Raw genomic sequence first — 26,900 nt, 5'->3', positions numbered from 1 at the left:
GGCTATGATACTCCGCTGGTGGCATTGTCGCCAGTGTTGAACGTAAAAATTTGGCTTATCTGATTTTGCTTGTTAGCTTACTTGCTACAATTTTAAGCAAAAGGTTTTAGTATGCGCACGCTCCTCGCACTCACATTGTTTTGCTGCACTTACTTACTCTCAAGTAGTGCAATAGCAAAACCGGTTTCCTATTATTTCCAACAGAATGTCCAGTTCGACCCCGCTATTCCAAAGCCTGAAGAGGTATTAGGTTATCAAGTCGGTCAGTGGCATGTGCGTCATGACCAATTGGTTCAGTATATGCGGGTGTTAGCTGAAAAAAGCCCTAGAGTGAGTATTGAAACCATAGGTTTTAGTCATGAAAAGCGACCGCTACTGCTACTAAAGTTTAGTAAATCAGAGAATATTGCTCAGTTAGATCAGCTTCGTGAGCAGCATCGCGCACAAGTATTTGCAAAGCAGCCAGCGAAAAATTTACCTGCTTTCATTTGGATGGGATATAGCGTGCATGGCAACGAATCATCTGGCAGTAATGCCGCTTTATTAGTTGCTTATTATTTGGCTGCCGCACAAGGAGAAGAGGTAGAACAACTGCTAAATAACTCTGTGGTGTTACTAGACCCTGCTTTAAACCCGGATGGTTTGGCGCGTTTCGCTCAATGGGCAAATAGTAATCGAGGGCAAACCTTATCTGCAGATCCGCAACATAGAGAGCATGTTGAGCAGTGGCCTTCAGGTCGTACAAACCATTATATGTTCGATTTGAACCGGGACTGGTTGTTACTCCAACATCCTGAATCGCGCGCTCGAATAGCCGCATTTCATAAATGGCAGCCACATGTCTTAGCTGACTTTCATGAAATGGGCCCTAACAGCACGTATTTCTTCCAGCCGGGGATCCCGACGCGGACTCATCCACTTACGCCTAAGAAAAATACCCAGCTAACAACAGCGCTTGCAGGTTTTCACGCGCAAGCTTTAGATGCACAAAATCAGCTTTATTTTACACAAGAAAGCTTTGATGACTTTTACTACGGAAAAGGCTCAACATACCCTGATATAAATGGCTCGGTGGGTATTCTCTTTGAACAGGCAAGTAGTCGAGGCCATGTCCAAGAGACCATTAATGGTCAGCTGACGTTTGCACAAAGCATTAAAAACCAAGTTACAACCAGCTTGTCTACTTTTGCTGGTGCGATGGCAAACAAGCAGCAATTAATTGACTACAAGAATAACTTCTACCATCAAGCTGACACTTTGGCTGATAAAGAGAAGTTTATGGGCTATGTCGTTGCCAAGGGTCAAGATCCACAACGTTTCAATGAGTTTATGTCGGTACTGTCACAGCATCAAATTAAAGCCTATGCCTTAAATAAAGTCATCAAAGCATCCGATCAAAGCTTCGCTCAGGGTGATGTTTATATTCCATTGAGACAAGCTCAATTCCGTTTAATTAAAGCCATCTTTTCTGAGCAAACAAGTTTTCAAGATAATACCTTTTATGATGTATCTGGTTGGACACTATCACATGCTTACAACTTAAAGTTTGGTCAAGTATCTAGTCGCTGGGGGCTAGATGTATCAAAGCAAGCTTGGCAGTCAGAAGATGCTGGTTTTTCTGCAGTAAAAGAGAGTTATGCTTATGCCTTTGATTGGCAGCCAAGCGCAGCGCCTAAGCTATTAAATGCACTTTTACAGAAAGGGATTGATGCACGTGTTGCACTTAAAGGTTTTAAAGCAAAAACGGCACTGGGAAACCGAGAATTCAAAGCGGGTAGTATTGTTGTCGCTTCAGGTGTGCAAAGGCAATCAAACATTGTAGCCATCATGCAACGAGCACAAGCTGACTATGGTGTACAAATTCATGCAATTCAAAGCGGCTTAACCAGCGAAGGCGTTGATCTAGGCTCTCGTCAGTTAAGGCCAATTAAAGCACCGAAAGTCTTACTGGTAGGGGGAGCAGGCAGCAGTCAGTATGAAGTGGGCGAAGTTTGGTATCATTTAGATACACAGTTAGGTATAGCACCCACTATTATTGAACAAGACAGATTGCATCGTGCAGATCTCTCTAAATACACACACATTATTTTAGCTCATGGCAGTTATCGTCGTATGGCAGAAAAAGCCAAAACTAAAATTGCTGCTTGGGTGAGTAAAGGTGGGGTGATCTGGGGTCACAAAGGCGGCGCGAAATGGTTAGTTGATAATCAACTTTTGAGTGCCCAATTGATTTCGCCTAAGCATGTGGCAGAGCAGTTTGATACTGCGGGTTTGGGCTATGGCGATAGGGAAGTTTTATCAGGTAAGCAGCGTATTGCGGGCGCCATTTTTGCGTCAAAACTTGATTTAACACACCCACTCAGTTTTGGTTATGAGCGTGAATTACTACCGTTATTTAAAAACAGTACACAGCTGTTTGAGATCCCCGATAAGCCATTTCTAACGGTAAGCCAATATCAGTCAAAACCTTTATTGGCAGGATATGCTGCGACAGAGAATGTTACTCAAATTGCAAACACGGCGGCATTGATAGGTCACCGTTATGGGCAAGGCAGTGTCGTTGGTATGATTGACAACCCTGTGTTTAGAGGTTTCTGGAAAGGCAGTAGCCGCTTACTAACGAATACATTATTTTTTGGCCACACTTTGGCTGTGCAAGGGCGTTAAAGCCGTAGCATAAGCCCATATCTCTTCAGCGCCTGCTGTATAACACGCTTTTGCAGCAGCGTTGATAGTCGAACCTGTGGTGATCACATCATCGATGATCGCCACTTTCTTTCCTTGTAGATTTTGCATCACTTCAAATGCGCGTTTTACATTTTTCTTGCGTTGTTTGAGAGTTAAACCGCTTTGCGCTTTTGTGGCATTGATGCGTCTTAAAGTATCAGTACTTACTTTTGTATGAGGTAAATGACTCAACCAGGACTGTGCAACTTGGTTAAACCCTCGGTTAATAAAGCGGTTTTTATGCAGCGGTAAAATGATATATACATCGGGTGAGAAGGTCGATGTACTTTCAAAATGAGCAAGTTGAGTCGCAATAACTGCATTGATAGCCGTTTGATAATGGCTCTGTTTGGTAAACTTAAATTCACTCAGCCATTGTTTTACAGCACCTTGATACCAAGCACATGCCATTAACCCATGGCAATGAGGCAAATTAAACATGCGTGCTATGTCAGGCTGGAATAATAAGTTTGGTTGTCCTAATGAGATAAAAGGAAAGTCAGAGAGACAAAATTGACAGATCCCCTCGTTACTTGAAAGTGGGTTATGGCACATATGGCAGTGACTTGGAAATAAGGCATCCGCTAAATTTCTTAATAGTGACATTGTGTTCATCCTTGGTATCAGTATCATACGCTTAAGTTTGGTTTAGAGTAAAAATAATGCAAAAAGAAATAGTGCTACTTCATGGCTGGGGTATGAACCGACAGGTTTGGCAGTTATTAGAGCAAGAGTTAAAAGGCGTTGTTGAAGGGCAAGTAAAAAGTTTGGATTTACCTGGCTTTGGCCATGCTCACATGCCTGAACAATCCTATTCTCTTGCCTCCGCTGCAGCGCTTATTGCTGAACAACTAGCTGATAATTCAACCTTGGTCGGTTGGTCACTTGGTGGCTTAGTTGCGCTTCATATTGCAAAGCATTATCCACAAAAGGTAAATAAAGTGGTATTTATCGCTTCAACGCCGTTTTTTGCTGAATCAGATAATTGGTCAGGTATTAAGGTAGAGGTGTTAGAAAACTTTAAAGCGCAATTGCTTGATAATAGTGCCAAGACCATCGAGCGTTTTTTAGCGATACAAGCTATGGGTTCAGAACACGCTAAGCAAGATGTTAAGCAATTAAGAGCTTGGTTATTAGAAGCGCCAGAGGCAAATTCCGAAGCCTTGAGTGCAGGTCTCGATATTCTTTTAAATGATGATTATCGAGAAGTTTTTAGCACACTTGAACAGCCAATATATGGCTTATTTGGTAAGTTGGATTCTTTAGTGCCAAGGCGAAGTATTGCAAAGATGAAGGCTTTAAATAGCAACTTCCAGGTAGAGATTTTACCAAAAGCGTCACATGCCCCTTTTATTTCGCACAGAACCGAAAGTTTAAATTTCCTAAAATCAGTACTTTAGTAAAAAGCGGCAAAAAATTGCCGCTTTTTACTGTCGAAAACTTTATTTTGTACCATTTTTGCGCAATAATTATACATATTTTAGATTTTTGCAGAGGTGCTTGTTATGCCAATTGGTGATGTACTTAATAATGGTATAGACGGTTACAACCGTGCCAGTCAAGGTATTGAACGTGCCACAGCGGAGATAAATCGTGCAACTTCGTCTGAGCAAGATGAATCTCAGCTTGCGCAACAACGTCAGTTGCAAGGGGCTAGCCCCGACGAAGCCGTGACTGAACCTGTATCTCAGCCAGCAAAAATCGATGAAGCTTTAGTTAACCTTAAAGTCGAAGAGTTTAACGCCAAAGCAAACATTCAGTCGATCCGCACCGCAGATGAAGCGCTAGGTACTCTGGTAGACATATCAGTTTAAAATGTTATGAATATTTTAACGCCGCAGCCGGCGATTAATTTAAATACATCTAACGTCTATACTGAAACAGCTAGACGAGATAATCAGCTGCGCGAAGTAATACCTAAACCAGCCCCAACCAATGCAACTCATACCGAAAATAAAGCGCTAAATGATGGTGAGAAGTCACGTTCTCATCTTACCGATGATAGCGGCACTTACGACAGTACTGGTCAGTTACAGCAAAATAAGGTTATTGCTGAAGATGATGAACAACGCGAGCAACAGAGCAAAGGCGGCTCGCAAGAAGAAACTTCAGAACAAGAAAAACAAAATCAAGAAGCTGAGCAGCAGCAAATAGAAGAGTTAAAAGCTCGAGACAGAGAGGTGCGTTTGCATGAGCAGGCGCATGCGCGTGTCGGTGGGCAATATGCTGGCTCTCCAACTTATGAATATCAGCGAGGACCAGACGGTAACAACTATGCCGTGGGTGGTCAGGTAATGATTGATGTTGCTGAGGTACCCAATGATCCAAAAGCAACCATAGATAAAATGCAGACAGTGCGTGCTGCCGCACTTGCACCGGCAGAGCCATCTGGTGCCGATAGAGCAATAGCAGCTGATGCAACTCAAAAAATGGCATCTGCACAAGCTGACTTGGCCCAGCAAGTGATTAGCGGTGACGAAGAAGCTGAATCTGAAAGTGGTTCAGTGGGTAGATACGAAACACGCAGGTTAAGTGAAGAAGATAGCTCAGATAATGAAATTCAAACCTTAGAGAGAGCTTCATTACAAAGTGAAGGCGACCCTTATGCGGTTGCTTTACCTATAGAGCCTGACCCAGAAGTTCAAGCCAGAGCATTACGGATCAGCGACTTTTATCAGCACGTTGCCGTGCCTACTAATAATAGTAACTTATACGTGTCAGTTTAAGATAATTAGAAATAAAAGAAGCCGCTTTGAGCGGCTTTTTTTATTTCTCATTATCAACCATTTTGAGTAAGTATGGCTGGCAGTGATATTATTTTTTTAATTTAGCAAAAGCCTCAGCAAAGGCATTACCCATTGCGGCATTACCAGCATCTTTTTTAGGGCGTTGTCCTTTAGCTTGCTTGTTTGCAGTTTTGTTTTGCGAAGGTTTATTTGAAGTAGATTTACCCTGAGGCGCAGCTTGTTGCACTTCATCATCTAGGCGCATTGTAAAGCTAATACGCTTTCTAGCTACATCGACTTCTAGTACCTTTACTTTAACAATATCACCTGCTTTTACGACTTCGCGCGGATCAGAAATAAATTTATTGGTGATCGCAGAAATATGTACCAGGCCATCTTGGTGTACGCCGACGTCAACAAAGGCACCAAAGTTAGCTACATTTGATACCACACCCTCTAAAATCATACCGACTTTAAGGTCTTGAATGGTTTCAACACCCGCTTTAAATACCGCTGTTTTGAACTCAGGGCGAGGATCGCGGCCAGGCTTGTCTAATTCAGAAATGATGTCAGTAACCGTTGGTAAACCAAATTTGTCATTAGTAAATTGAGCTGGCTCAAGTTGTTTTAACACATCACTGTTACCGATAAGGTCGCTCACTTCAATGTTCTTTTCAGTACAGATCTGTTTAACCACAGGATATGCTTCAGGGTGAACAGATGAGCTATCAAGTGGATCTGCACCATTCACGATACGTAAGAAACCTGCGGCTTGTTCGAATGCTTTAGGTCCTAAACGCGCGACTTTTTTCAATTGTGCGCGGTTGTTAAATGACCCGTTTTCGTCTCTAAACTGCACAATATTACTAGCCAGGGTTTTGTTTAGGCCAGAAACGCGGGTAAGTAGTGGTACCGAAGCGGTATTGACATCAACACCCACCGAGTTTACACAATCTTCAACCACAGAGATCAGTGACTGACCTAGCTGACTTTGAGAAACATCGTGTTGGTATTGGCCTACACCAATTGATTTAGGCTCAATTTTTACTAGTTCTGCAAGTGGGTCTTGAAGTCGGCGAGCAATTGAAACTGCACCACGTAACGATACGTCTAAATTTGGGAATTCATTCGCGGCAAACTCAGAGGCAGAATAAACAGATGCACCTGCTTCACTGACCATGATTTTGCTCATGTTGAGCTCTTTGTTGTTAGCAAGCAATTCAGCTGCAAGTTTGTCTGTTTCACGAGACGCTGTGCCATTACCAATGGCGATTAGCTCTACTTTATGTTGTCGACATAGCTGCTCTAAAGTGCGTACTGACTTGTCCCAATGGTTCTGTGGTGCATGTGGGAAGATGGTATTTGTGGTTAACAGCTTACCTGTCGCATCAACTACAGCCACTTTGCAGCCCGTACGCAGACCTGGGTCGATACCCATAGTCACGCGAGGACCCGCAGGTGCTGCCATCAGTAGATCTTTTAAGTTCTTGGCAAATACATCAATGGCTTGTGTCTCTGCTTTTTCACGCATGGTCCCTAAAAACTCATTTTCTAGGTGCAGAGATAGTTTTACTTTCCAAGCCCATTGAACCACTGACATTAACCAAGCACTTGCTGTTGCTGAGCTTACATTTAATTGGTAATGATCAGCGATGATTTGTGCACAATACTGTGCTGGGTTTTCGCTGCTCGGCTCAGGGTTAATGTTTAACTGTAATATGCCTTCGTTGCGGGCACGAAGCATAGCTAACGCACGATGCGAAGGGACTTTCGTGAGCTTCTCTGAATGCTCAAAGTAGTCGCGGTATTTAGCGCCAGCGTCTTCTTGGCCTTTAATTACTTTGGCTTCGATCACACCTTGTGTGTCGATTTGTTTTCTAAGCTTTGCTAGTAACTTAGCATCTTCGGCAAAGCGTTCAATTAAAATAAATTTAGCGCCGTCTAGTGCTGCTTTGACATCTTCAATGCCTTTTTCAGCATTTACGAATTGAGCCGCATGGCTTTCAGGGTCTAAACCAGCATCCTTATAAAGGGCATCCGCAAGTGGCTCTAAACCCGCTTCAATGGCAATTTGACCTTTAGTACGACGCTTAGGCTTGTAGGGAAGATATAAATCTTCTAACTCGGTTTTACTCTGCGCGTTGTTGATATCGCCAGCAAGGGCATCACTTAACTTACCTTGCTCTGAAATGGTATCAAGAATGAAGCGTCTTCTGTCTTCTAGCTCTCTTAGATAACCAAGTCTCTGTTCTAGAAGACGTAATTGCGTGTCGTCTAGACCGCCGGTTACTTCTTTACGGTAACGAGCAATAAATGGAACTGTGGCACCTTCATCAAGAAGTGCAGTTGCAGCAATGACTTGCTGTTCTTTTGCATTTAGCTCTTGTGCCAAACGTGCAGAGATGTTGCTCATGCAAAATCCTTATAAATTCAGATGTATACGTGCTGTCTAAGCGTATTTTATGTGGGCGATCATAGCATAGCGTCTATGAATGAGAAGCTTATTTCAGGTATTCGATAGTATTTACATACCAGAGCTTTTTTCCCTCTGGTGTTCGCACGACAAACTCGTCGTCGACTTCCTTACCTAATAGTGCTCGTGCCATTGGTGCGTCTATAGAAATATAGTCTTTCCGGTCATAAATTTCATCTGGACCGACAATTCTGAAACGTTTTATTTCTTCTTGTTCATTTTCTATTTCAACCCAAGCGCCAAAGTACACTTTGCCAGCTTGTTGTGGGTCATATTGAACAATCTTTAAGTCGGGTAAACGTTTTCTTAAATAGCGTACCCTACGGTCTATTTGCCGTAATAAGCGCTTATTAAAAGTGTAATCAGCATTCTCTGAGCGATCACCTAAGCTGGCTGCCCAATTCACTATTTTGGTGATTTCAGGACGTTTTTCATACCAGAGGTGGTCATGCTCTTTTTGTAATTGGTTATAACCCTCAGGGGTAATTAAATTGGTTTTCATACATTAATCAGAGTCATCTTTACTCCACTGACACGGTAATAAAAAATTATCTGGGTGTCGAGCTAGCAAAATATTAAAAAATTGTAATGTTCGGTAACAAAACTCTTCATAGTAATGGTGTCGAGAAATCACATTTTCAATTATATTAAGCATAGATATTGGATAAAAAGAAGAAATCAATCATGGGAAATGAAACTACCAAGGTATTAGTTGTCGACGATGATATGCGTTTACGCAGTTTGTTAGAGCGTTATCTCGTTGAGCAAGGTTTTATTGTTCGTGCTGCCGCTAACAGTGAGCAAATGGATCGCTTACTAGAGCGCGAAAACTTCCATTTAATGGTGTTAGATTTAATGCTTCCAGGCGAAGATGGTTTATCAATTTGTCGTCGACTAAGACAAAAAGAAAATGATATGCCCATCGTCATGTTGACAGCAAAAGGCGATGAAGTTGACCGAATTATAGGTCTAGAGCTAGGAGCTGATGACTATATTCCTAAACCGTTCAACCCAAGAGAGTTATTGGCACGCATTAAGGCAATATTACGTCGTCGCGCCAAAGAAGTGCCGGGTGCGCCAGCTGCCGAAGAAAATGAAGTAGAGTTTGGTATTTTTAAACTGAATTTGGCGACCCGTGAAATGCAAAAAGGCGATGAAGTCATCTCTTTAACCAGCGGTGAATTTGCAGTACTGAAGGCGCTGGTAAGTCACCCTAGAGAGCCATTAAGCCGTGACAAACTTATGAACCTTGCGCGCGGTCGTGATTACAGTGCGCTTGAGCGTAGTATCGATGTTCAAGTGTCTCGCTTGCGCCGTATGATCGAAGAAGATGCAGCTAATCCTAGATATATCCAAACAGTTTGGGGTCTGGGTTACGTGTTTGTACCAGACGGTGAGAAGTAAGTTTCGTTTATGAGCTTTTTTCCACGTAGCGCTTTTGGACAAACGGTCTTCTTTGTTGGTGCTTTATTGCTTATCAACCAAATCGTTTCTTATATCACAGTGACACTTTATGTGTTTAAGCCAACATTTGAGCAAGTTAATTTGATGTTGGCTAAGCAAGTTAAAACGGTATTCATTGATTGGGAAGAAGGGGTTGAAGTAAACAAAGAGTTATCTGAAAAGTTTTTTGAGATAACGGGTATCGAGGTTATGACGCAGCGACAAGCCTATATGAATGGCCTCGAAAAAGCCAAAGAGTATAGTTTGTTGTCGAAGAGCATGTCTGAACAGCTCAATGGCTCGGCAAGAGTGCGGATCAGTCAAGGCGACCCTGTGGTTTATTGGGTGGAAGCGCCGCAAGCTCCTGGCTATTGGGTCAGAGTGCCTTTAACAGGCTTCAGTGAAACAAAAATGGAGTTCTTGATCTTCTACCTGTCGAGTATTGGCTTTTTAAGTGTATTGGGGGGCTGGTGGTTTGCAAGGCATCTTAACCGCCCCCTAAAAGCATTACAAACAGCAGCTGGGCGAGTCGGTGTGGGAGATTTTTCTACTCGACTCGTAGAGCGAGGCTCAACGGAAGTTGTAGAAGTAACACAAGCGTTTAACAAGATGTCGAAAGGCATCGCTGAGCTCGAGAATGATAGGCGTTTACTAATGGCGGGGGTATCACATGATTTACGAACGCCTTTGACTAGGATCCGCTTAGCAACCGAAATGATGTCAGATGAAGAAGACTATCTTAAAGAAGGGATCGTCGATGACATTGAAGATATGAATGCCATAATCGATCAATTTATTGAATATCTTCGTCATCATAATAGTGGTGAAATGCACTTAGAAGATCTGAATAGCTTGGTCTCTGAAGTCGTGCATGCTGAGCAGCAACATCAAAGAGAGATTAATCTGTTTGCAGCTGAAACCTTGCCTAAGGTTATGATGAATATGGTGGCATTAAAGCGTGTAGTAACCAATATGATCGAAAATGCCATTCGTTACTCTGATGAAGCGATTGATGTAACCACAGCCTACAACCCTAGAAAGAAGTTAGTGATTGTCACAGTTAAAGATCGTGGACCGGGTATTCCTGAAGCTGAACTAGAAAGTGTATTTGAGCCTTTCAAGCAAGGCGATCAAGCACGAGGTAGTGAGGGCAGTGGCTTAGGTTTGGCGATCATCAAGCGTATAGTAGCTACCCATGGTGGCACAGTGAAGCTTCGTAATCGTAAAGAAGGTGGCTTAAGTGCAGAGGTCTACTTACCTGCCCAAGCTTAAGAGCTCTAATGAATAATATAAAAAGGATGGCGTTTGCCATCCTTTTTTGTTGCTATTCTCTTAGGTTTTTTTTAATTATTCAGTGATTAAATAACGCGAGAGAATCGTGTATTTTTAATCTGCTGCTGTAAATACGCATCAAAGCACATACAGATAATACGAATGAATAAGTTGCCTTTACTTGTGACCTCAATGCGTTGCGCTGACAATGTCACGAGCTCATCTTCTGCAAGTGGTTTGAGTGCTTCTAGGGCTTCACTAAAGTAATCGTTAAAGTCGATATGATATTTAGTCTCAATCGCCTTAATGTCTAATTCGAAATGACAAATTAGTTGTTTGATAACATCGGCTCTGAGCTCATCATCATTATTCAGACACATCCCTTTGTGAGTTGCACAGCTAATTTCGTTAATGTCTGAGAAATAGGCTTTGAGCTCTTTTTGGTTTTGCAAAATCGCATTACCAATTTGTGAAATAGACGAAACCCCTAAGCCTAACAAGTCGTAATTACCATGTGTGGTATAGCCTTGGAAGTTGCGATGAAGTTCACCATCTCTTTGTGCAACCGCAAGCTCGTCGTCTTTTTTCGCAAAGTGGTCCATACCGATAAACTGATAACCTGCCTCAGTCATTTGCTGTAGTGTATTTTTGAAGATCTCAAGCTTTTGCTGCGGACTTGGCATGTCCGCTTCTTTTAGTTTTCGCTGCGCGGCAAATCTATCTGGTAAATGGGCGTAGTTGAATACTGAAACTCTGTCAGGGCTCAAAGCGATTAATTGCTCTATACTTTCTTTAAAGCTGTCTGGTGTTTGGTGAGGCAAGCCATAAATCATATCCGTATTAATTGATTTAAAACCTAATTCTCTTGCCTGCTTAACTAAAGCTAAAACTTCTTCGACACATTGCGGGCGGTTTACCGCAGCTTGTACTTCATCATTGAAATCTTGAATACCGAATGAAACACGGTTAAAGCCCAAGTTTTTTAAAGTAATTAACATGTCGTCAGCAATAGAGCGCGGGTCGATTTCAATGCCGCGCAGTGCGTTTTTAGTGAAGTTGAAGTGTGCTTCTACAATATTGATCAGTCGTGTCATTTGCTCGGCAGTTAAAAACGTTGGCGTACCGCCACCTAAATGCAATTGCTCAACACGGTAATGCGCAAACACAGCTGACTGCGCTTGCACTTCTTTTTCTAGATGATCTAAATAGACGTCAGCTTTTGACTGATGACGCGTCACAATTTTGTTGCAACCACAGTAGTAACAAAGCTGATGACAAAATGGGATATGAATATAGAGCGATAATGCTTGGTTGTTTGACTGCTTCACAGCGGTATGTAAATCAGCCTGTTTATAACCGCTTTCTAAAGATAACGCAGTTGGATAAGAGGTATATCTTGGTCCAGATACATTATATTTTTTGATTAGGGATTCATCCCATGTTGGTAAATTAATCACGATACGCACTCATCTATTAGATTAGAGCGTGCAGTGTATGACGAGAAGTGAAAGTGGGTTTTGATCTGCAGCAAAGCAGGGCATAAATGATGCCCTGCCAAGAACAGTTAAAGTTTAAACTGATTTACTGTGCCATTGAGTGATTTGGCTAAACCATTTAGTTCATGCGCTTCATCAGCTAAGGTATGGGCATGATTAGCTGTACTGTTAACTAAGTCATTAATCGCATTTAAACTCGTGTTAATGTCTTCAGCCACAATTGTTTGTTGTTCAGTTGCGGTGGCGATCTGGTGACTTTGGTCTTGTACCGTTGCTACAGAGCTGGCAATTTCTTGTAGTGAATCGAGTACCTCTTGTGTTTGTGATACTGATCCTTCGGCTTGATCTTGACCTTGTTGCATCATAGTTGAAGCTTGCTGTGCAATTTGTTGCAGGCGAGAGATCATATTACGAATATCGTCTGTGGACTCTTGTGTTCTACTTGCCAGAGAGCGTACTTCGTCTGCTACCACGGCAAAGCCTCTACCTTGCTCACCAGCACGGGCTGCTTCAATAGCAGCGTTCAGTGCCAGAAGGTTTGTCTGCTCTGCAATACCGTTGATAACATCAATCACTGCACCGATATTCGTGGTTTCTTTCTCAAGTCCAGCTACAACCTTGGCCGCATCACCGATGTGGTTTGCAAGTTCAGTCATAACAGTCTGAGCCTGGCTAGAACGAGTCGCACCATCGTTTGTCATATTCTGAACTTGTTCAGCAGCTTGACTGGCTTCTTGCGCATTTCGTGATATTTCGGTCACGGTTGCTGCCATTTCAGTCACAGCAGCGCTAACGCTATCAACTTGCTCTTTCTCTTGTTGTATTTCGCTATTGGTACTAGCAGACACAGAGCTTAATTGCTCAGAGGCATGACCTAGTTGAGATGCTTGTTGCGCCGTGGTTTGCATCATGGCACGTAGCTTTTCAATGAAGGTATTCATATGTGATGCAAGTTGTCCGACTTCATCGTTGCTTTCGATGTTTATGCGACGCGTTAAGTCGCCTTCACCAGAGGCAATGTCTCTCATAGTGTCAGCCAATGATACTATTGGTTTGGTGATCATTTGCGTTGCCCATAAGATCATTAAGACAACAATAGTAATAATGACTAAGAAGGCGATCACGGTACTCATTACCGCTTCATTTACAGGCTCTTCAATGAATGATACAGGGATCAAAACACCTACATGCCAGTCGAGTAATGGCTCATCTAGTTTTACGCTATTATACACCACGTAGTAGTCTTGACCTTTAAAGGTAACGATAGAGGTGCCCGACTCATTGTTTTTGATTTCAGAGTTTAATTTACGGAAACCGCTGGTATTTGAAAATTGCTTTTCTAGCCCGTCTAGACCCTCTTTCCCATTTGGACCTTCATCAGTAATAGATAGCTTGTGACCAGTTTGCTTTGATAAATGAACAACGTTTAAGTTGTTATCTAGTAAGAAGCCGTAACCTTGGCCTTGGAAGCGGATCTGCTCAACCAATTGGTTGATTTGTTCCATTTGTAAATCGATACCAGCAATACCTAATAACTTACGCGATGAATTGTAGACAGGTAGTTTGATAACAGCTGATACGTCGCCTGTATTCGCATCGACTGAAACAGGGCTTACATGTAGTTTGCCAATTGCCATCGCTTCTGGCCACCATCCTCGTTTGTAAGCAAAGTAAGGGCGACCATCAGAAAAATGAGAAGTTCGTTCGTTTTCTTTGAAATATTCACCTGTGATCGCAGATGCAAAGAAAGTTGATAAAACATTATCATTATTGGTGGTGAGTCTATCAAAATCTCGGTTTACTAAATCATATCCTGGTTGAGTTGATAGCTCGGCTTCGCGTTCTGTATATTGTTCGAAAAAGTCCACAACATGTGCACTTTGGGCAAACGTATTAACTAGCTCACCATATTGTGCAAAAAAGGACTCCATCGACAACTTTTCAGCATATATATAACTTTGCGCTTCACGCTCCACACTATCACGAGATATGGTAGCAAGGTGGTTCACGAAGTAGCTAGACGCAATAATAAGTAGCACTGAAATTGTACCACCGATAAGTAGGAGTATTTTTCTCCTGAGGGATAAGTTGTTAAGCATGATATATTCTTTTTATTGGTAACCGCACTACTCTTAATCAAAGCATATCTGAAAGACTTTGACCACAGTTAACATGAGATTGATGTTATATTGTACCTAAAAGGGTACTTTGCGGTTTTAATTTAATACAGAGGTATGAGATGAAGCTAGTTGTTTTGGGCGCAGGTTGGCTGGGAAGTGCATTAATCGAGAAAGCCACACAGATAAATTGGCGAGTGCAGGGTACTAGTCGAAGCCCAAATCCTAGTGATGCAATCATTCGACAGTTTACATTGCAAGAAGACGAGTTAATTCACTCTGTTGATTTAAAAGGTGCCTATTGGGTGTGCGCTATTCCTCCACGAGCACGCCATGCAGACAGCAATTATCTTGAAACTTTATCGTCTGCGTTAAGGCTTTCTGATGAGTTAGCGTGCAAAGGGTTTTTGTTATGTTCAAGTACGGGGGTATATTCAGAGCAGGATGGCACCTATACCGAAAATGGTGAGTTAGACAATGAAACCACGCGTAAAAAGATTTTGTTAGAAGCCGAACAAAGAGTGCTAGATGCCAAGGGTAAGGTTTTACGTTTGGCGGGACTGGTGGGGCCTAATCGAGAACCTGGGCAATTTGTTGCTGGTAAAACCCTAAAAAGTAGCAGTGCGGCGGTTGTAAACATGGTGCATCAAGTCGATGTCATTGCTGCCATTGAGACGTTAATACTCAACTGGGCAGAAGCTGATGCTATTTATAATATTTGTTACCCAAACCATCCAACTCGACAAGATTATTACCAGCAAAGGTGCGCTAAGTTAGGCACACAGCCCCCTTCATTTGCAAGTGACATTGTCAGTGCAAGGGTGATTGATGGCTCGGCTATTGAAGCCTTAGGTTTTAGCTATCAAGCTGAGATTTAAATGTGTGTCATCTCGCCTTTTTCTTAAAGGTGAGATGACCGCCTAGGCGGTATTTGCTTCCTGGTGAAATGAGCCGAGTAAAGCTGACAATACCATTAGCACTCCATGTTCTTCTGATCATTTGTAAGCAAGGCTCTTCGTTATATAAGCCAAGCCACTGGCAAACATCTTGGTTTGGCATAATGGCTTCAATGGTGTGTTTAGCTTCGGTCAGTGGTGCCACTGCCGAAAGGTATTCATGTGGTGTGATAATAGTAAAATCTTGTGCCAAATAATCAGGGGCAAGTGCTGGGGTGACAAAGCGCTCTTCAGCCTGGAGTGCTTGGCCATTTTCGTGGTGAACAATCACGCTGCGATAGACTTTACTGTCTATATCAACACCGAGTGCAATAGCGATAGGCGCCATGGCTTCGATTTCTTCTAGGGCTATGACCTCAGCACTGTACGCACCATTTCTCTCTTTTACTTCATCGGCGATATTTTTAATTTCCAATATAGAAGACTGTGATTTGAGGCTTGCTACAAATGTACCTAGACCTTGACTCCGCGTTAATACACCACTGTCAGTCAACTCACTCAAAGCGCGTCTAGCTGTCATACGGCTTACACTAAATTGCTCAGCAAGCTCATTTTCAGAGGGAACGCGTTGGTCCTCTTTCCAAATGCCGGCACTAATTTGGTCGGTGATATGCTGTTTTATCAATACAAACTTAGGTTCGTTGGCCATACTAGATAATTAAATAGTGAGTATATGCATTAAAAATGGCACAGATTTCTTGTATATACAAGTTTGCATGATAGGCTTATAGCAATTAAACAAACTCAAATGAGGCAGTGATGTTTGAAGCAGATTTAGTGATCACCGATGTCAACTTGGCAACCATGGATAGTATTGTAGATGCTCCTTATGGTGCTATTGAGCAAGGCGCGTTAATAATCAAAGACGATAAAATTGCTTGGCTTGGCAAGCAAAGTGACTTACCTGAGTTCGATGTTCTCGCAACACCAGTGATTAACGCAAAGGGACAATGGTTAACGCCGGGTTTGATTGATTGTCATACGCATATTTTGTTTGCGGGAAACCGCGCTGGCGAGTTTGAACAACGTTTAAATGGTGTATCTTATCAATATATTGCACAGCAAGGTGGTGGTATTGCGAGTACCGTACGTGCCACTCGAGAAGCAGACGAAGAAACATTATTTGTTGCGGGTAAAAACCGTTTAAATAGTTTACTAAACGAAGGTGTTACGACAGTTGAGAGTAAGTCGGGATATGGTCTCGATTTGGCGACTGAAATCAAATTGCTTGAAGTAAATAAAATCTTAAATGATAACCACCCAGTCGATATTCAAAGTACCTTTTTGGGCGCACATGCCTTACCTCCTGAATACAAAGATAATGCAGATGCGTATATCGACTTAGTTTGTGATGTCATGTTGCCGCAAGTCGCTGAGAAAAACTTAGCGCAAGCTGTTGATGTATTTTGTGAAAATGTAGGCTTTAGTTATGATCAAACCAAGCGTGTATTTGAAAAGGCAGAGTCTCTGGGATTGGCGGTTAAATGTCATGCGGAACAACTGTCGAATCAGCATGGTACTGAGTTAGTCGCTGAGTTTAAAGGCTTATCAGCTGATCATATTGAATATCTAGACGAAGCAGGAGTAAAAGCGATGGCTGCTGCTGGTACGGTTGCTGTATTATTACCCGGTGCATTTTATTTCTTAAGAGAAACACAAATGCCACCGATGGACTTACTTCGCCAATATAATGTCCCTATGGCGATCGCCAGTGATTTTAACCCGGGTACTGCGCCGCTTTGTTCTTTGCGTCTAATGTTGAATATGGGATGTACTTTATTCAGGTTAACACCAGAAGAAACTTTAAAAGGGGTCACAGTTAATGCAGCCAAAGCGCTTGGGTTAGCCGATCGAGGAATGCTTAAAGTGGGGATGCGAGCTGACTTAGCCCTATGGGATATTGCAACACCAGCGCAATTAAGTTATCAATTTGGTGTAAATGAGCTATCAAATTTGTGGATCTCAGGTAAACTGATTCAATAAGAAGTATATAATTTATAGGTGAAAGTTGGTAATGACCTTACAAGGTGCATTGACCAGCTTTCCTGTATTCAATGGATTGCAACAGGGGGAGCTGGCACTACTTACCGCGTTCTTAGGTGGTTTGGTGTTAATGGGCAGTATTGCCGCAATTATTCTTACGCACTTGCAATCGGTGAGAGCAGTCCATGTTGTCACTATGCTGGTGGCATTTGGCGCATTGTTACCGAATATTTTGGCAAGCTATGCTCTATCTTTAATCTTTCTGACTCATTTATTACTCGCATTAAAAGCCAACTCAAAAATACTATTGCAGGCATCTTTCACTGCGATAGCCGTTTATCTTATCTTGCTATTCTCAGCCATTGTTTGGTTTTGGCCTATTCAGTTAGTGCTACTGCCGCTGTTAATAATTTATATTCCACAAATATATGTATTTAGTGTGAGTCAACAAAGCGCTGAAATTTCGAGGAAGGTTGAACAAGCAGCCAATCGTAAACCTGATATTTTAGGTTTACCTGACAGAGCAAGCTTAAGAGAAGCTTATGCTAAGTTGACAGAGCAAACCTCTTCGACAACAGTTTTAGTGATGATTCGTCTTGAAGGGTTTGAGCAAGTAAATTTTCATCTAGGTCGCGAATATGGAGATTTATTATTAGCGCAATCGGCAAACCGCATTAAGCAGCATTTAAACAGCCCTGATATTCTCTCCATTCATTATGGCAATGAAACGGCAAAACTTGCGCATTTAGGTGGGCTTCATTTTGTTTTTATTTGCTCTTTAGTAAATCAACAGCACCTTCATGAGCAAGTCATTGGCGCTATCGTGCAAAGCACCTTAAAGCCTTTTAATGTTGCAAATTGCACGATTGAGATTAAGGCTCGTGCTAGTTTTGTTAATTGCGCACAGAGAGTGAGTGACTTTGATAATGCCATTACTTACGCATTTTTAGCTTTAGATTCAGAGCCTAAAAAGGTGGTTACTGAATACAATAATACTATGCAAACAGCCAAACAAGAGCAGCAGGCGCGTTTGGCCGAGTTAACACATGATGATTTTAAAGAACAGCTCGAGTTATATTTTCAACCCGTTATCCGCCATAGCGATAATGGTATTGAGTTTTTGGAGCTACTATTGCGCTGGCAGCATCCAAAGCAAGGCATACTTGCTGCGGGTAAGTTCATCGAAGATATTCGTATTGCTGGCTTAGCCTTGCCCGTAGCGCAATATGTGATTGAGCGTGCGGCTGAAATTGCAATGGCGCTTAAAATGGAAGGGATTAAAATGGCACTCAGTGTGAATGTCTTTGGCCCAGAAATGCTGCATGAAGAATTTATAGAGTTTTTAGATGATGTATTACTCACGCATCATCTAGAAGCTGGAGACTTAATTATAGAATGCCCATCAGCACTATTTATGTCTTTAGATCCTCAAGGCGTTGCGATGATCGCTCGTCTTCGCAGTATAGGCGTACGCTTATGTGTAGATGGTTTTGGTGAAGCACCATTAGTATTAGCTAAACTCCCTAAATTGACAGTCGATTACGTTAAGGTCGGACAATCGTTAACTCGTGACCATCAACACCAAGGTGCGTTACGTGGTATTGTACGGGGGTTGGTGGATATGCAGCACCAGTTAGATTGTGCTGTGATCTGCGAAGGGGTTGAGAATCAAGAGCAGCTCAAATTTGCTCAGAGTTTAAATACCTTTGCGGCACAAGGGTATTATTTTGAGCGCCCATTAAGTAGTGTAGGTATGCTGACTTGGATAAAACAGTACCAGCTAGAGCATCATCATTTAGTCGACTAAACAGCAAAGCTTATGCTTGCTGTTTACCTAATAAATAACTACAAACTAACCCACTTAAAACCTGACCGGCTTCAGTAATGCCTTGTTGCAATCCTGTAGGGTGTGTTTCTGGCGCGGCTTCACACAAATGTAAATATTTACTTGCACTGTGTGTCGCACCTAAATATACAAAGTGTTCAGCATCACTGACTGAAAAACCACAATTAGTAAATGCGCTTACTGGCATGCCACTTATGGCATCAACATCAAGTTCAATACCTAAAGGGTTAACCGTTTTGAAACGAGCCAAAGCATGTTGACAGTCAGAGGTGAGCGTTCTGCTACGCATGACCTGCAAAGTTTGATAGGTGGTATAAGTAAAGCCTGCATGAGTTAAAGCACTAATAATGGTTTGATTATTCTTTTGTTCATGCATACCAACAACATGGTAATCATTTAAGTAACCATCTTGATAGGCATAGTTAAAACCATTACCGCTATGACGTCCTTCAATGGCTCTAAAATCCGCGTGCGGGTCAAAGTTTATGGCATTACAAGGTTTAGCTTCACTGGTACTTAAGGCTTTTAAAATTGGGTAACAATTATTGTGACCGCCACCAATAACAATGGCTTCTAAGCCTGAGTCAAATATAGGTTTTAAGACTTCAGTTACACGCTCGTCTAACTCACTACAAAGGTTTCTAAGATGGGTTAAATCATCAGCTATAGAATTATCTAACTTTTGGCTTTGAGATTGTAAATCACTGCACTGCACCTCACCGAGTAATAGCACCGATTTAGGGTCAAGAAATTCATTACTCGGTAAGTTTAAAAAGCGTTTTAGAAAAGCTTGCCAACCTTGTGTTGCGCCACCTCGGCCACAGTTGGCTCTTGGGCCTATGTCTTCATTGATGCCAACAAGTACATAGCGGATACCAAACTCGGCGGCATCTTTTAAAGCCGTTGCTAAAGGTGCTGATTGATCGAGAAAAGAAATTGATTGCCAAAAACGTGTTTCATTGGCTCTACTTGTCGTGAAGTGATTAATATCAGCTTCACTGTATCGAACTAACCATTCACTCATGCGTCGTCTGCTTCTTCAAGAACATCTTCAAGTATTAGCTCTTCACCTGAGATGATAATGCCAGTACTGTCGGCATATAAATAGTCATCTTCATAAAATGAAACGCCAGCAAAGTTAACAGGTACACCTTGTTCACCGCTGCCTTGAGAATCCGCTGCAACAGGGATAGAAGCGATGGCTTGAATACCTAATTCACACTCTTCTAGTTCATCTACATGTCTAACAGCACCATAGACAACGATGCCTTGCCAGTGGTTTTCAGCCCCAAGTTCAGCCAATTCAACATCAATAAGCGCTCTGCGAGTAGAACCGCCGCCATCTATGAGTAAGATTTTGCCCGTACCGTCCTGTTCCAACATGTTTTGAATAAGTTCGCTATTTTCAAAACATTTTACTGTGACGATACGGCCACAGAATGCTGAGTGACCACCAAAGTTAATGAACATGGGTTCAAGTACATCAATTGAGTCTGCAAAGTGATCGCATAGATCTGATGTGCTGTAGTCCATATGAGTTCTCCAGAGAGTATGTATTTGTTTCAGTATACTCTCCTGCCTAGTCATAGCAATGGCAAAATTGCTGTAAAAGCAGGCACTTTGTGCGGTTAATCAAACATCCAAGAAATTCAATAATAGTGTCTTAAAAAGTTCACCTCGCTGTTATTTTTTGCGACTAGAGTTTAATTAATGGGCGTTTATTTTGTACACCTGTATCCAGTAAAACAACTTCTAGGTGCAGGCAGTTACATGGAATGAATAAGGTGAAAGGCATTGAAAGTTCTATATGCAGCGAAAGTTATCGATTATGCACAATTGCAACAGGCACAGTTATTGATTAAATGCTTTAAGGCACACCAAGTCGACACGGACGTAATTTTAGCTGGTGACTGTTTGTCCAAGCCAGCTAGCAAAATACTCATTGAACAGATCGAGCAACTGCAAGCTGGTAGTTGCTTAATTAGGCATAAACCGATGCGTTTTACTAAAACGTTTAGGCAAAAAGTGTCTGATATATTTTCAAACCGGGCACATTTCAAGCTAGCCAACTATGATTTAGTGATTACGGATAATGAATCTATTGTTGCTTGGTCAGCTAAGCTAAGCGGTATTCCTGTCATGGCTTTAGGTCACCATGTGGCAGTCAATCACCACCAGTTACCATTTGAAGGTGCAAACTTAACACGTATTTGGCAGCAATGGATGATACCTGCAGACTATCGCTTAGGGTTTCATTGGATCCCTTTTGCTGAGAATATTTTGCCGCCCATAGTACCGAGTTATCATACTACATGTATCAAAAATAAAGTGGTTGTTTACCTTCCGAATGAATCGTTGAGTGCAATCGAAAGGCTATTGGAGAGCTTTCCTAACACTGAGTTTTATTGTTTTCATTCTAGCTGCAAAAATAAATCTGTTGGGAACATTCATTTTAGGGAAGATGATTACTCACAGCTTGTGCAAGATATGAAAAGTTGTAAAGGTGTGATTGCACATGCTCAATTTGAGGTCCTTAATGCTGCCTTAAAAATGGGGAAAAGCATATTAATTAAACCTTTAGAAGATGAATTATCCCAAACTATTGATGCAAGTTTGTTAATAAAGCTAGGTTGGGCTAAGCAAATGCATTATTTAAATGCCAATGCGGTTGAAGATTTCTTAGAGAGTGACGCGCAACAAACGGTTGATTTTTCATCAGATCCATGTTTTTTAGTTGAATGGATTAAAGCTGAGAAGTGGCATGAAATTAATTCACTACACGATTCTGCATGGAAAACTTTGAAAGTTGGATAGTTCCAATAAAATAAACGGTTTATTATTGAGCAAACTGGCACTTTTTTATTGCTTTTTTGTTAGATATTAAAGGCCTATTTCTCAGCCTTGGTCTATACTAGTTGTATGTATTACAACCTTAGGTAAGAGTATGGCCTTATTAGAAAATTTAACCATCAAAAGGCGTTTACAGCTTAATGCAATTGTTGTTGGTGTTGCAATGCTGGTAATGCTAGCGGTGATTATCTTTGAAGCTCGCACAATGCTAAAGCTTAATGAATCTATTCAGTACGCTGAAGAGCTTGAAATTCATGAGTTATCAATGCGCAAGTACGAGAAGAATTTTCTATTTTATAAGGACACGGACGCGCTTAGTCAATTTGATAAAGAATATCAGCAATTAATTACTAAAATAGATTTATTGAGTACTCTGTTAGAAGATCTATCTATCGATCAAGGTGAACTTAATAAATTTAGAGGTTTGAGCCGAGACTACAAAGGAAAGTTTGAACAAGTCGTTAGTCTACAAAAGAGGATCGGCCTTCATCCAAAAGATGCCTTATATGGCGCTTTAAGAGCTGCAGTTCATGAAGTTGAAACGGAATTGAAAAATCAAAATAGCTATGAACTGCTCAGTTTGATGTTGCAATTAAGACGAGCTGAAAAAGACTTTATGCTGCGTTTAGATACCAAGTATCTAGGTAAATTTAACAAAACTTACGATCAACTTTATCCCAAACTACAGCCTTATGGATTAGCTCCATTGCTTTTAGAGTATAAAAACAAGTTTACAAATCTTGTGGACGCTCAGGTTGAACTAGGATTGAATCTAGACAGCGGCGCGCTAGGTGAAATGGTTACTGTGGTTAAGCAAGGTGATGCAACCGTTGAAAATATTGTACTACAAACAAAGCAAGCTATCGAAGGCAATGCTAGAGCAACGCAAGCGGTTGCCATAGGTATATTTGTAGTAGCAGCGATTATCGTAATGATTTTAGTACTTTCTACCAGTCGTTCAATTATTGGGCCTGTGGAGCGAGTATATCAAACCATTGAACGAATTCGCCGTGAAAACAATTTAGCGATTAAAATTGAGTCGACGGGTAATGATGAAATTACAACGATGACAGAAGACTTTAATAGCTTGATAGGTGACTTTAAGATTCTGATCTCTGAGGTAAATACAGCTTTAGGCACGATTAATGAAGCGACGCATCATTTAAGTGAAACCACAGCACAAACCAGTGCGGGTATGCATGAGCAGTTGCATGAAGCGGATATGGTGGCCACTGCTGCAACTGAGATGCAGGCAACGATTCAAGATATTTCGCACAACACTGAAGCTGCTGCAAATAAAGCGGAGTCAACCAATGGTAATGCGCAACAGGGTCGAGTTGAAGTCGACGCGACAATTCAGCGTATTATGGCGTTATCTGATTCATTAGGTGGTGCATCAGATGTTGTTTCGCAACTTGAGCGTGATGCTGAAACAATTGGTTCGGTATTAGACGTTATTCGTGGTATTGCAGAGCAAACAAATTTACTCGCGTTAAATGCGGCAATTGAAGCTGCGCGTGCGGGTGAGCAGGGCCGAGGTTTTGCTGTGGTTGCTGATGAGGTTCGCTCTTTAGCTCAGCGAACGCAAGATTCGACACAAGAAATTGAAAGTATCATCTCAACGCTTCAAGAGCGAACGCAGTCCGTTGTGAGCATCATGCAACAGTGTCGCACCCAAGGAAGTGAAAGTGTTTCGCAGGCCGAAAAAGCGGGTGAGTTACTAAGCTCTATTACGGCAGATGTACAAACCATTATGGAAATGAGCACGCACATCGCAACAGCTATTGATGAACAGAACCAAGTTGCTTCTGAGGTGAATAAGAACGTAGTTCGCATTCGTGATATTGCTCAAGTTGCATCTGAGCATGCACAGAGTAATGCTCAAAGTAGTGAAGAGGTTTCAGAGCAAGCTAAAGTACTACATGAGGCGGTTGCTAAATACCGTTATTAATTAGCATCGATATTAAAAAAGTACCGTTATTTAGTAATGCCACTAGCTTGTTAATGAGCACTAAAAACGCAGCGTTTGCTGCGTTTTTTTATATTTATGTTTTAGCGCTCTAGGCTAGGGCGTGAACTTGATTGGAATACGATCTTGATTGGCGTGATAGTCTTCAATTCTTGCTTGGTATCTTTGCCAACGTTCAGTCTGTTCTTCTGATAGTGCACGTAAGTACTGCCAGCTATACAGCCCGGAGTCATGGCCATCATCAAAAATAAGTCTCACAGCATAATGTCCAACGGGCTCAAGTTTTTTGATGGCTACATCTTGCTTATTTAACACCAAGTTCAGTGGATCTTTAGACTGATTGCCATGTCCTTGCACTTCAGCAGAAGGAGAGTGAGTTCTTAAATACTCACAGCTTAACGTGAATACTTTCTCATCATCGAAATAAATGTCGAGCGCTTTAGATACAGTATGGTAGTGAAGTTTATTGACAATATACATGACTGTTCTCAATGAGTATTTTATTTATATCTTACAAAAAGCGGGGCACAGGCCCCGCTTAATAGTAGCGCATAATCTTTACTAAATTTAAAGAATAAAGCGGCTTAAGTCTTCATCTTGTACCAGCATATCTAAATGCTGCTCAACATAGCTTGCATCGATAGAAAGCGTTGTGCCTGTCTTCTCAGAAGCATCAAAAGAGATTTCTTCCATTAGCTTTTCCATCACAGTGTGAAGGCGGCGTGCACCGATGTTTTCTGTTTTCTCGTTTACTTGCCATGCTGCTTCTGCAATCTTAGTGAGCGCATCATCTGTGAAGTCGATAGTCACTTGCTCAGTGCCAAGTAGTGCTTGTTGTTGTTCAGTAAGCGACGCATGTGGTTCAGTAAGAATGCGCTTGAAGTCAGCTGCAGATAGAGCTTCAAGTTCTACACGAATAGGTAGACGGCCTTGTAACTCAGGGATTAAGTCTGACGGCTTTGCCATTTGGAATGCACCAGAGGCTATGAAAAGAATGTGGTCAGTTTTAACCATGCCATGTTTCGTGCTGACCGTTGAACCTTCTATTAGAGGCAGTAAGTCACGTTGAACACCTTCGCGACTCACGTCTGGACCTTGTGCTTCACCACGCTTACAGATTTTGTCGATTTCATCAATGAACACAATGCCATTTTGCTCTACGGCAAAAATAGCTTGTTCTTTCAGCTCTTCTTGATTCACCATTTTAGCGGCTTCTTCTTCAACAAGAAGCTTGAACGCATCTTTGATTTTCAGCTTACGGCTCTTGCGTTTGTCGCCACTCATGTTTTGGAATAGACCTTGTAGTTGGTTGGTCATTTCTTCCATACCTGGTGGTGCCATGATCTCAACTTGAGGTGCAACTTCAGCAACATCAATGTCAATTTCTTTGTCGTCTAGCTGACCTTCACGTAATTTCTTACGGAATACTTGGCGTGTGCTGCTATTTTCTGCAGGCTGAGCTTCGCCCCAGGCGTCTTTCGCAGGTGGAAGTAGCGCATCAAGAATGCGCTCCTCAGCGGCTTCTTCAGCACGGTGTTGGTGCTTTTTCGCTTGTTGCTCACGCGTCATTTTGATTGAGATGTCAACAAGATCACGGATGATAGTTTCAACTTCTTTACCTACATAGCCCACTTCTGTGAATTTAGTTGCTTCAACTTTCAGGAAAGGCGCATTTGCAAGTTTTGCTAAACGGCGTGCAATCTCCGTTTTACCGACACCTGTTGGGCCGATCATTAGAATATTCTTTGGTGTAACTTCAGAGCGTAAATCATCGTTAAGTTGCATACGACGCCAGCGGTTACGAAGTGCAATTGCCACGGCTTTTTTGGCTTTATCTTGACCGATAATGTGCTGATCTAACTCGTGCACGATCTCTCTTGGGGTCATCGCAGTCATGGCAATCCTCTATAGTTCTTCGATGGTTTGGAAATTATTAGTGAATACGCAAATATCGCCAGCAATTTTTAGGCTTTTTTCTACAATTTCACGTGCACTTAGCTCTGTATTCTCTAACAGTGCAGTTGCAGCAGATTGTGCAAAGTTACCACCACTACCAATGGCGATTAAATCATGCTCTGGTTGCACTACGTCACCGTTACCTGTGATGATCAATGAAGCGGTTTCATCAGCAACTGCCAACAGGGCTTCTAGTTTACGAAGCGCGCGGTCGCTACGCCAGTCTTTCGCCATTTCCACAGCTGCTTTGGTTAAATGGCCTTGGTGCATTTCTAGTTTGCTTTCAAAGCGCTCAAATAATGTAAATGCATCTGCAGTACCACCGGCAAAACCCGCTAATACTTTACCGTTATAAAGACGGCGTACTTTTTTGGCATTACCTTTCATTACTGTATTGCCAAGTGACACTTGACCATCGCCGCCGATAACAACTTTGTCGTCACGACGCACGCTTACGATAGTAGTCATAAAATTCCTTACTGTGCGTTAACTCACACTTGTCTTACTTAAATATCTTAGATTGCTGTAGGTATATGGGCTGTTAGTGAGAAATCAAGTCCAGCCCCAAATTCCACAGCTTACGATGTTGATACGCTTGAGCTTATTTTTATCGCTTTCCGCTTGTCGCTTATTTTCATAAGGGCCTAGACGTACTCTAAACCAGACACCATTTGACCCTTCGGTTCTGCGGATTTCAGCAACTAGGCCAACAAAAGCAATTTGTGCTTTCATGCTCTCTGCGTCTTCGTGTTTTCTGAATGAACCACACTGCATCTGGTATGGACCGCGTTTTTTGATTTCTTTAATCTCGACTTTGATTTCTGCGTCTTTAATTTCTTGAATAAAGTCAGGATCTTTAGGCTTAGGTTTCACCACTGGTTGTTCTTTTTTGGCAATTGGTTTGGCGGCTTCTTCTACTTTTTTAGGATCGGCATTTTGTGTGATATACCAAAGACTATATGCAAAACCGCCAACGAGCAGTAAGGCCAGCAAGATAAGCAATTTTGAGACGGGTTTTGGGCTAGGCGCCGCTTTTTTGGTATTTCTGCCTTTTGGCTTTTTATTTATAAAGTCGTGTTGTGCCAT

23 protein-coding genes are annotated in these 26,900 nt (G+C 41.9%); 11 read left to right on the top strand and 12 right to left on the bottom strand.

Annotation, left to right across the window (positions count from 1 at the left end):
• Positions 1-111: 111 nt before the first annotated feature.
• Entirely contained in the window at positions 112-2,667 is a 2,556-nt protein-coding gene (locus CWB72_RS00810; RefSeq protein WP_138628529.1) for a M14 metallopeptidase family protein, read from the top strand.
• Here the strand turns inward: CWB72_RS00810 and CWB72_RS00805 are convergent.
• Positions 2,629-3,333 carry a ComF family protein gene (locus CWB72_RS00805; protein WP_171037188.1) on the bottom strand — a complete coding sequence of 235 codons (705 nt, stop codon included), beginning with the start codon at positions 3,331-3,333 and terminating at the stop codon, positions 2,629-2,631. The two genes, CWB72_RS00810 and CWB72_RS00805, sit on opposite strands and share 39 nt — an antisense overlap.
• Positions 3,334-3,389: 56 nt before the next feature.
• Here CWB72_RS00805 and bioH point away from each other — a divergent pair, with 56 nt between their 5' ends.
• From bioH to CWB72_RS00790, 3 genes are all read left to right on the top strand, one after another.
• Entirely contained in the window at positions 3,390-4,127 is a 738-nt protein-coding gene (gene bioH / locus CWB72_RS00800) for a pimeloyl-ACP methyl ester esterase BioH (protein ID WP_138628525.1), read from the top strand.
• A gap of 105 nt (positions 4,128-4,232) precedes the next feature.
• Positions 4,233-4,541 carry a hypothetical protein gene (locus tag CWB72_RS00795; RefSeq protein WP_138628523.1) on the top strand — a complete coding sequence of 103 codons (309 nt, stop codon included), beginning with the start codon at positions 4,233-4,235 and terminating at the stop codon, positions 4,539-4,541.
• A gap of 6 nt (positions 4,542-4,547) precedes the next feature.
• The gene (locus CWB72_RS00790) at positions 4,548-5,453 is read left to right on the top strand and encodes a putative metalloprotease CJM1_0395 family protein (RefSeq protein ID WP_138628521.1); all 906 of its coding nucleotides are present in this window, start codon (positions 4,548-4,550) and stop codon (positions 5,451-5,453) included.
• Between the two features lie 88 nt (positions 5,454-5,541).
• Here the strand turns inward: CWB72_RS00790 and CWB72_RS00785 are convergent, their stop codons facing one another.
• Both CWB72_RS00785 and greB read right to left on the bottom strand, forming a co-directional pair.
• Positions 5,542-7,866, bottom strand: a complete 2,325-nt coding sequence (locus CWB72_RS00785) for a Tex family protein (protein ID WP_138628519.1) — start codon at positions 7,864-7,866, stop codon at positions 5,542-5,544.
• Positions 7,867-7,954: 88 nt separating this feature from the next.
• Positions 7,955-8,428 (bottom strand): transcription elongation factor GreB, encoded by a 474-nt coding sequence (gene greB, locus CWB72_RS00780; RefSeq protein ID WP_138628517.1) that lies wholly within the window; start codon positions 8,426-8,428, stop codon positions 7,955-7,957.
• A 182-nt stretch (positions 8,429-8,610) separates the two neighbouring features.
• On the opposite strand from greB, the gene ompR reads away from it, so the two are divergent.
• Together ompR and envZ are read left to right on the top strand one after the other, a co-directional pair.
• Positions 8,611-9,330 carry an osmolarity response regulator transcription factor OmpR gene (gene ompR, locus CWB72_RS00775; protein ID WP_130254189.1) on the top strand — a complete coding sequence of 240 codons (720 nt, stop codon included), beginning with the start codon at positions 8,611-8,613 and terminating at the stop codon, positions 9,328-9,330.
• Positions 9,331-9,339: 9 nt separating this feature from the next.
• A complete protein-coding gene (envZ, locus tag CWB72_RS00770; RefSeq protein WP_138567268.1) occupies positions 9,340-10,641 on the top strand; it encodes a two-component system sensor histidine kinase EnvZ in 1,302 nt (433 codons plus the stop codon).
• 86 nt (positions 10,642-10,727) lie between these two features.
• Here the strand turns inward: envZ and hemN are convergent, their stop codons facing one another.
• On the bottom strand, positions 10,728-12,098 hold the full coding sequence (gene hemN / locus CWB72_RS00765; RefSeq protein ID WP_138628515.1) for an oxygen-independent coproporphyrinogen III oxidase: 1,371 nt from the start codon (positions 12,096-12,098) through the stop codon (positions 10,728-10,730).
• Between the two features lie 107 nt (positions 12,099-12,205).
• On the bottom strand, positions 12,206-14,236 hold the full coding sequence (locus CWB72_RS00760) for a methyl-accepting chemotaxis protein (RefSeq protein ID WP_138628513.1): 2,031 nt from the start codon (positions 14,234-14,236) through the stop codon (positions 12,206-12,208).
• Positions 14,237-14,361: 125 nt separating this feature from the next.
• On the opposite strand from CWB72_RS00760, the gene CWB72_RS00755 reads away from it, so the two are divergent.
• Entirely contained in the window at positions 14,362-15,132 is a 771-nt protein-coding gene (locus tag CWB72_RS00755) for an NADP-binding protein (RefSeq protein WP_436409838.1), read from the top strand.
• A 7-nt stretch (positions 15,133-15,139) separates the two neighbouring features.
• On the opposite strand, the gene hutC is transcribed toward CWB72_RS00755, so the two are convergent.
• On the bottom strand, positions 15,140-15,859 hold the full coding sequence (gene hutC, locus CWB72_RS00750) for a histidine utilization repressor (RefSeq protein WP_138628508.1): 720 nt from the start codon (positions 15,857-15,859) through the stop codon (positions 15,140-15,142).
• Positions 15,860-15,969: 110 nt separating this feature from the next.
• Between hutC and hutI the strand changes: the two genes are divergently transcribed.
• Positions 15,970-17,193, top strand: coding sequence for an imidazolonepropionase (gene hutI / locus CWB72_RS00745; protein ID WP_138628506.1), 1,224 nt, complete (start codon positions 15,970-15,972; stop codon positions 17,191-17,193).
• Between the two features lie 31 nt (positions 17,194-17,224).
• The gene (locus CWB72_RS00740) at positions 17,225-19,000 is read left to right on the top strand and encodes a GGDEF domain-containing phosphodiesterase (RefSeq protein ID WP_252371462.1); all 1,776 of its coding nucleotides are present in this window, start codon (positions 17,225-17,227) and stop codon (positions 18,998-19,000) included.
• A 10-nt stretch (positions 19,001-19,010) separates the two neighbouring features.
• Here the strand turns inward: CWB72_RS00740 and CWB72_RS00735 are convergent, their stop codons facing one another.
• The gene (locus CWB72_RS00735) at positions 19,011-20,063 is read right to left on the bottom strand and encodes a formimidoylglutamase (RefSeq protein WP_138628504.1); all 1,053 of its coding nucleotides are present in this window, start codon (positions 20,061-20,063) and stop codon (positions 19,011-19,013) included.
• Positions 20,060-20,572: a ribonuclease E activity regulator RraA gene (gene rraA / locus CWB72_RS00730; RefSeq protein WP_138628502.1), complete on the bottom strand. Its 513-nt coding sequence runs from the start codon at positions 20,570-20,572 to the stop codon at positions 20,060-20,062. The genes CWB72_RS00735 and rraA overlap by 4 nt, the downstream gene beginning before the upstream one ends.
• Positions 20,573-20,833: 261 nt before the next feature.
• Between rraA and CWB72_RS00725 the strand changes: the two genes are divergently transcribed.
• Both CWB72_RS00725 and CWB72_RS00720 read left to right on the top strand, forming a co-directional pair.
• A complete protein-coding gene (locus tag CWB72_RS00725) occupies positions 20,834-21,853 on the top strand; it encodes a glycosyltransferase family protein (RefSeq protein WP_138628500.1) in 1,020 nt (339 codons plus the stop codon).
• Between the two features lie 130 nt (positions 21,854-21,983).
• Positions 21,984-23,840, top strand: coding sequence for a methyl-accepting chemotaxis protein (locus CWB72_RS00720; protein WP_138628498.1), 1,857 nt, complete (start codon positions 21,984-21,986; stop codon positions 23,838-23,840).
• Between the two features lie 114 nt (positions 23,841-23,954).
• On the opposite strand, the gene CWB72_RS00715 is transcribed toward CWB72_RS00720, so the two are convergent.
• The 4 genes from CWB72_RS00715 to CWB72_RS00700 all read right to left on the bottom strand — a co-directional run bounded on the left by CWB72_RS00715 (position 23,955) and on the right by CWB72_RS00700 (position 26,900).
• Positions 23,955-24,338: a gamma-butyrobetaine hydroxylase-like domain-containing protein gene (locus tag CWB72_RS00715; protein WP_130254178.1), complete on the bottom strand. Its 384-nt coding sequence runs from the start codon at positions 24,336-24,338 to the stop codon at positions 23,955-23,957.
• Positions 24,339-24,425: 87 nt separating this feature from the next.
• The gene (hslU, locus tag CWB72_RS00710; RefSeq protein WP_130254177.1) at positions 24,426-25,754 is read right to left on the bottom strand and encodes an HslU--HslV peptidase ATPase subunit; all 1,329 of its coding nucleotides are present in this window, start codon (positions 25,752-25,754) and stop codon (positions 24,426-24,428) included.
• A gap of 9 nt (positions 25,755-25,763) precedes the next feature.
• A complete protein-coding gene (gene hslV / locus CWB72_RS00705; protein ID WP_130254176.1) occupies positions 25,764-26,282 on the bottom strand; it encodes an ATP-dependent protease subunit HslV in 519 nt (172 codons plus the stop codon).
• 84 nt (positions 26,283-26,366) lie between these two features.
• A complete protein-coding gene (locus tag CWB72_RS00700) occupies positions 26,367-26,900 on the bottom strand; it encodes an SPOR domain-containing protein (RefSeq protein ID WP_130254175.1) in 534 nt (177 codons plus the stop codon).

Origin of the sequence: Pseudoalteromonas phenolica (assembly GCF_005886345.1) — a bacterium.
Taxonomy (GTDB): Bacteria; Pseudomonadota; Gammaproteobacteria; order Enterobacterales; family Alteromonadaceae; genus Pseudoalteromonas; species Pseudoalteromonas phenolica_A.
Note: the sequence above shows the minus strand (reverse complement) of the source record. Positions and strands in the feature narration are given on the sequence as shown.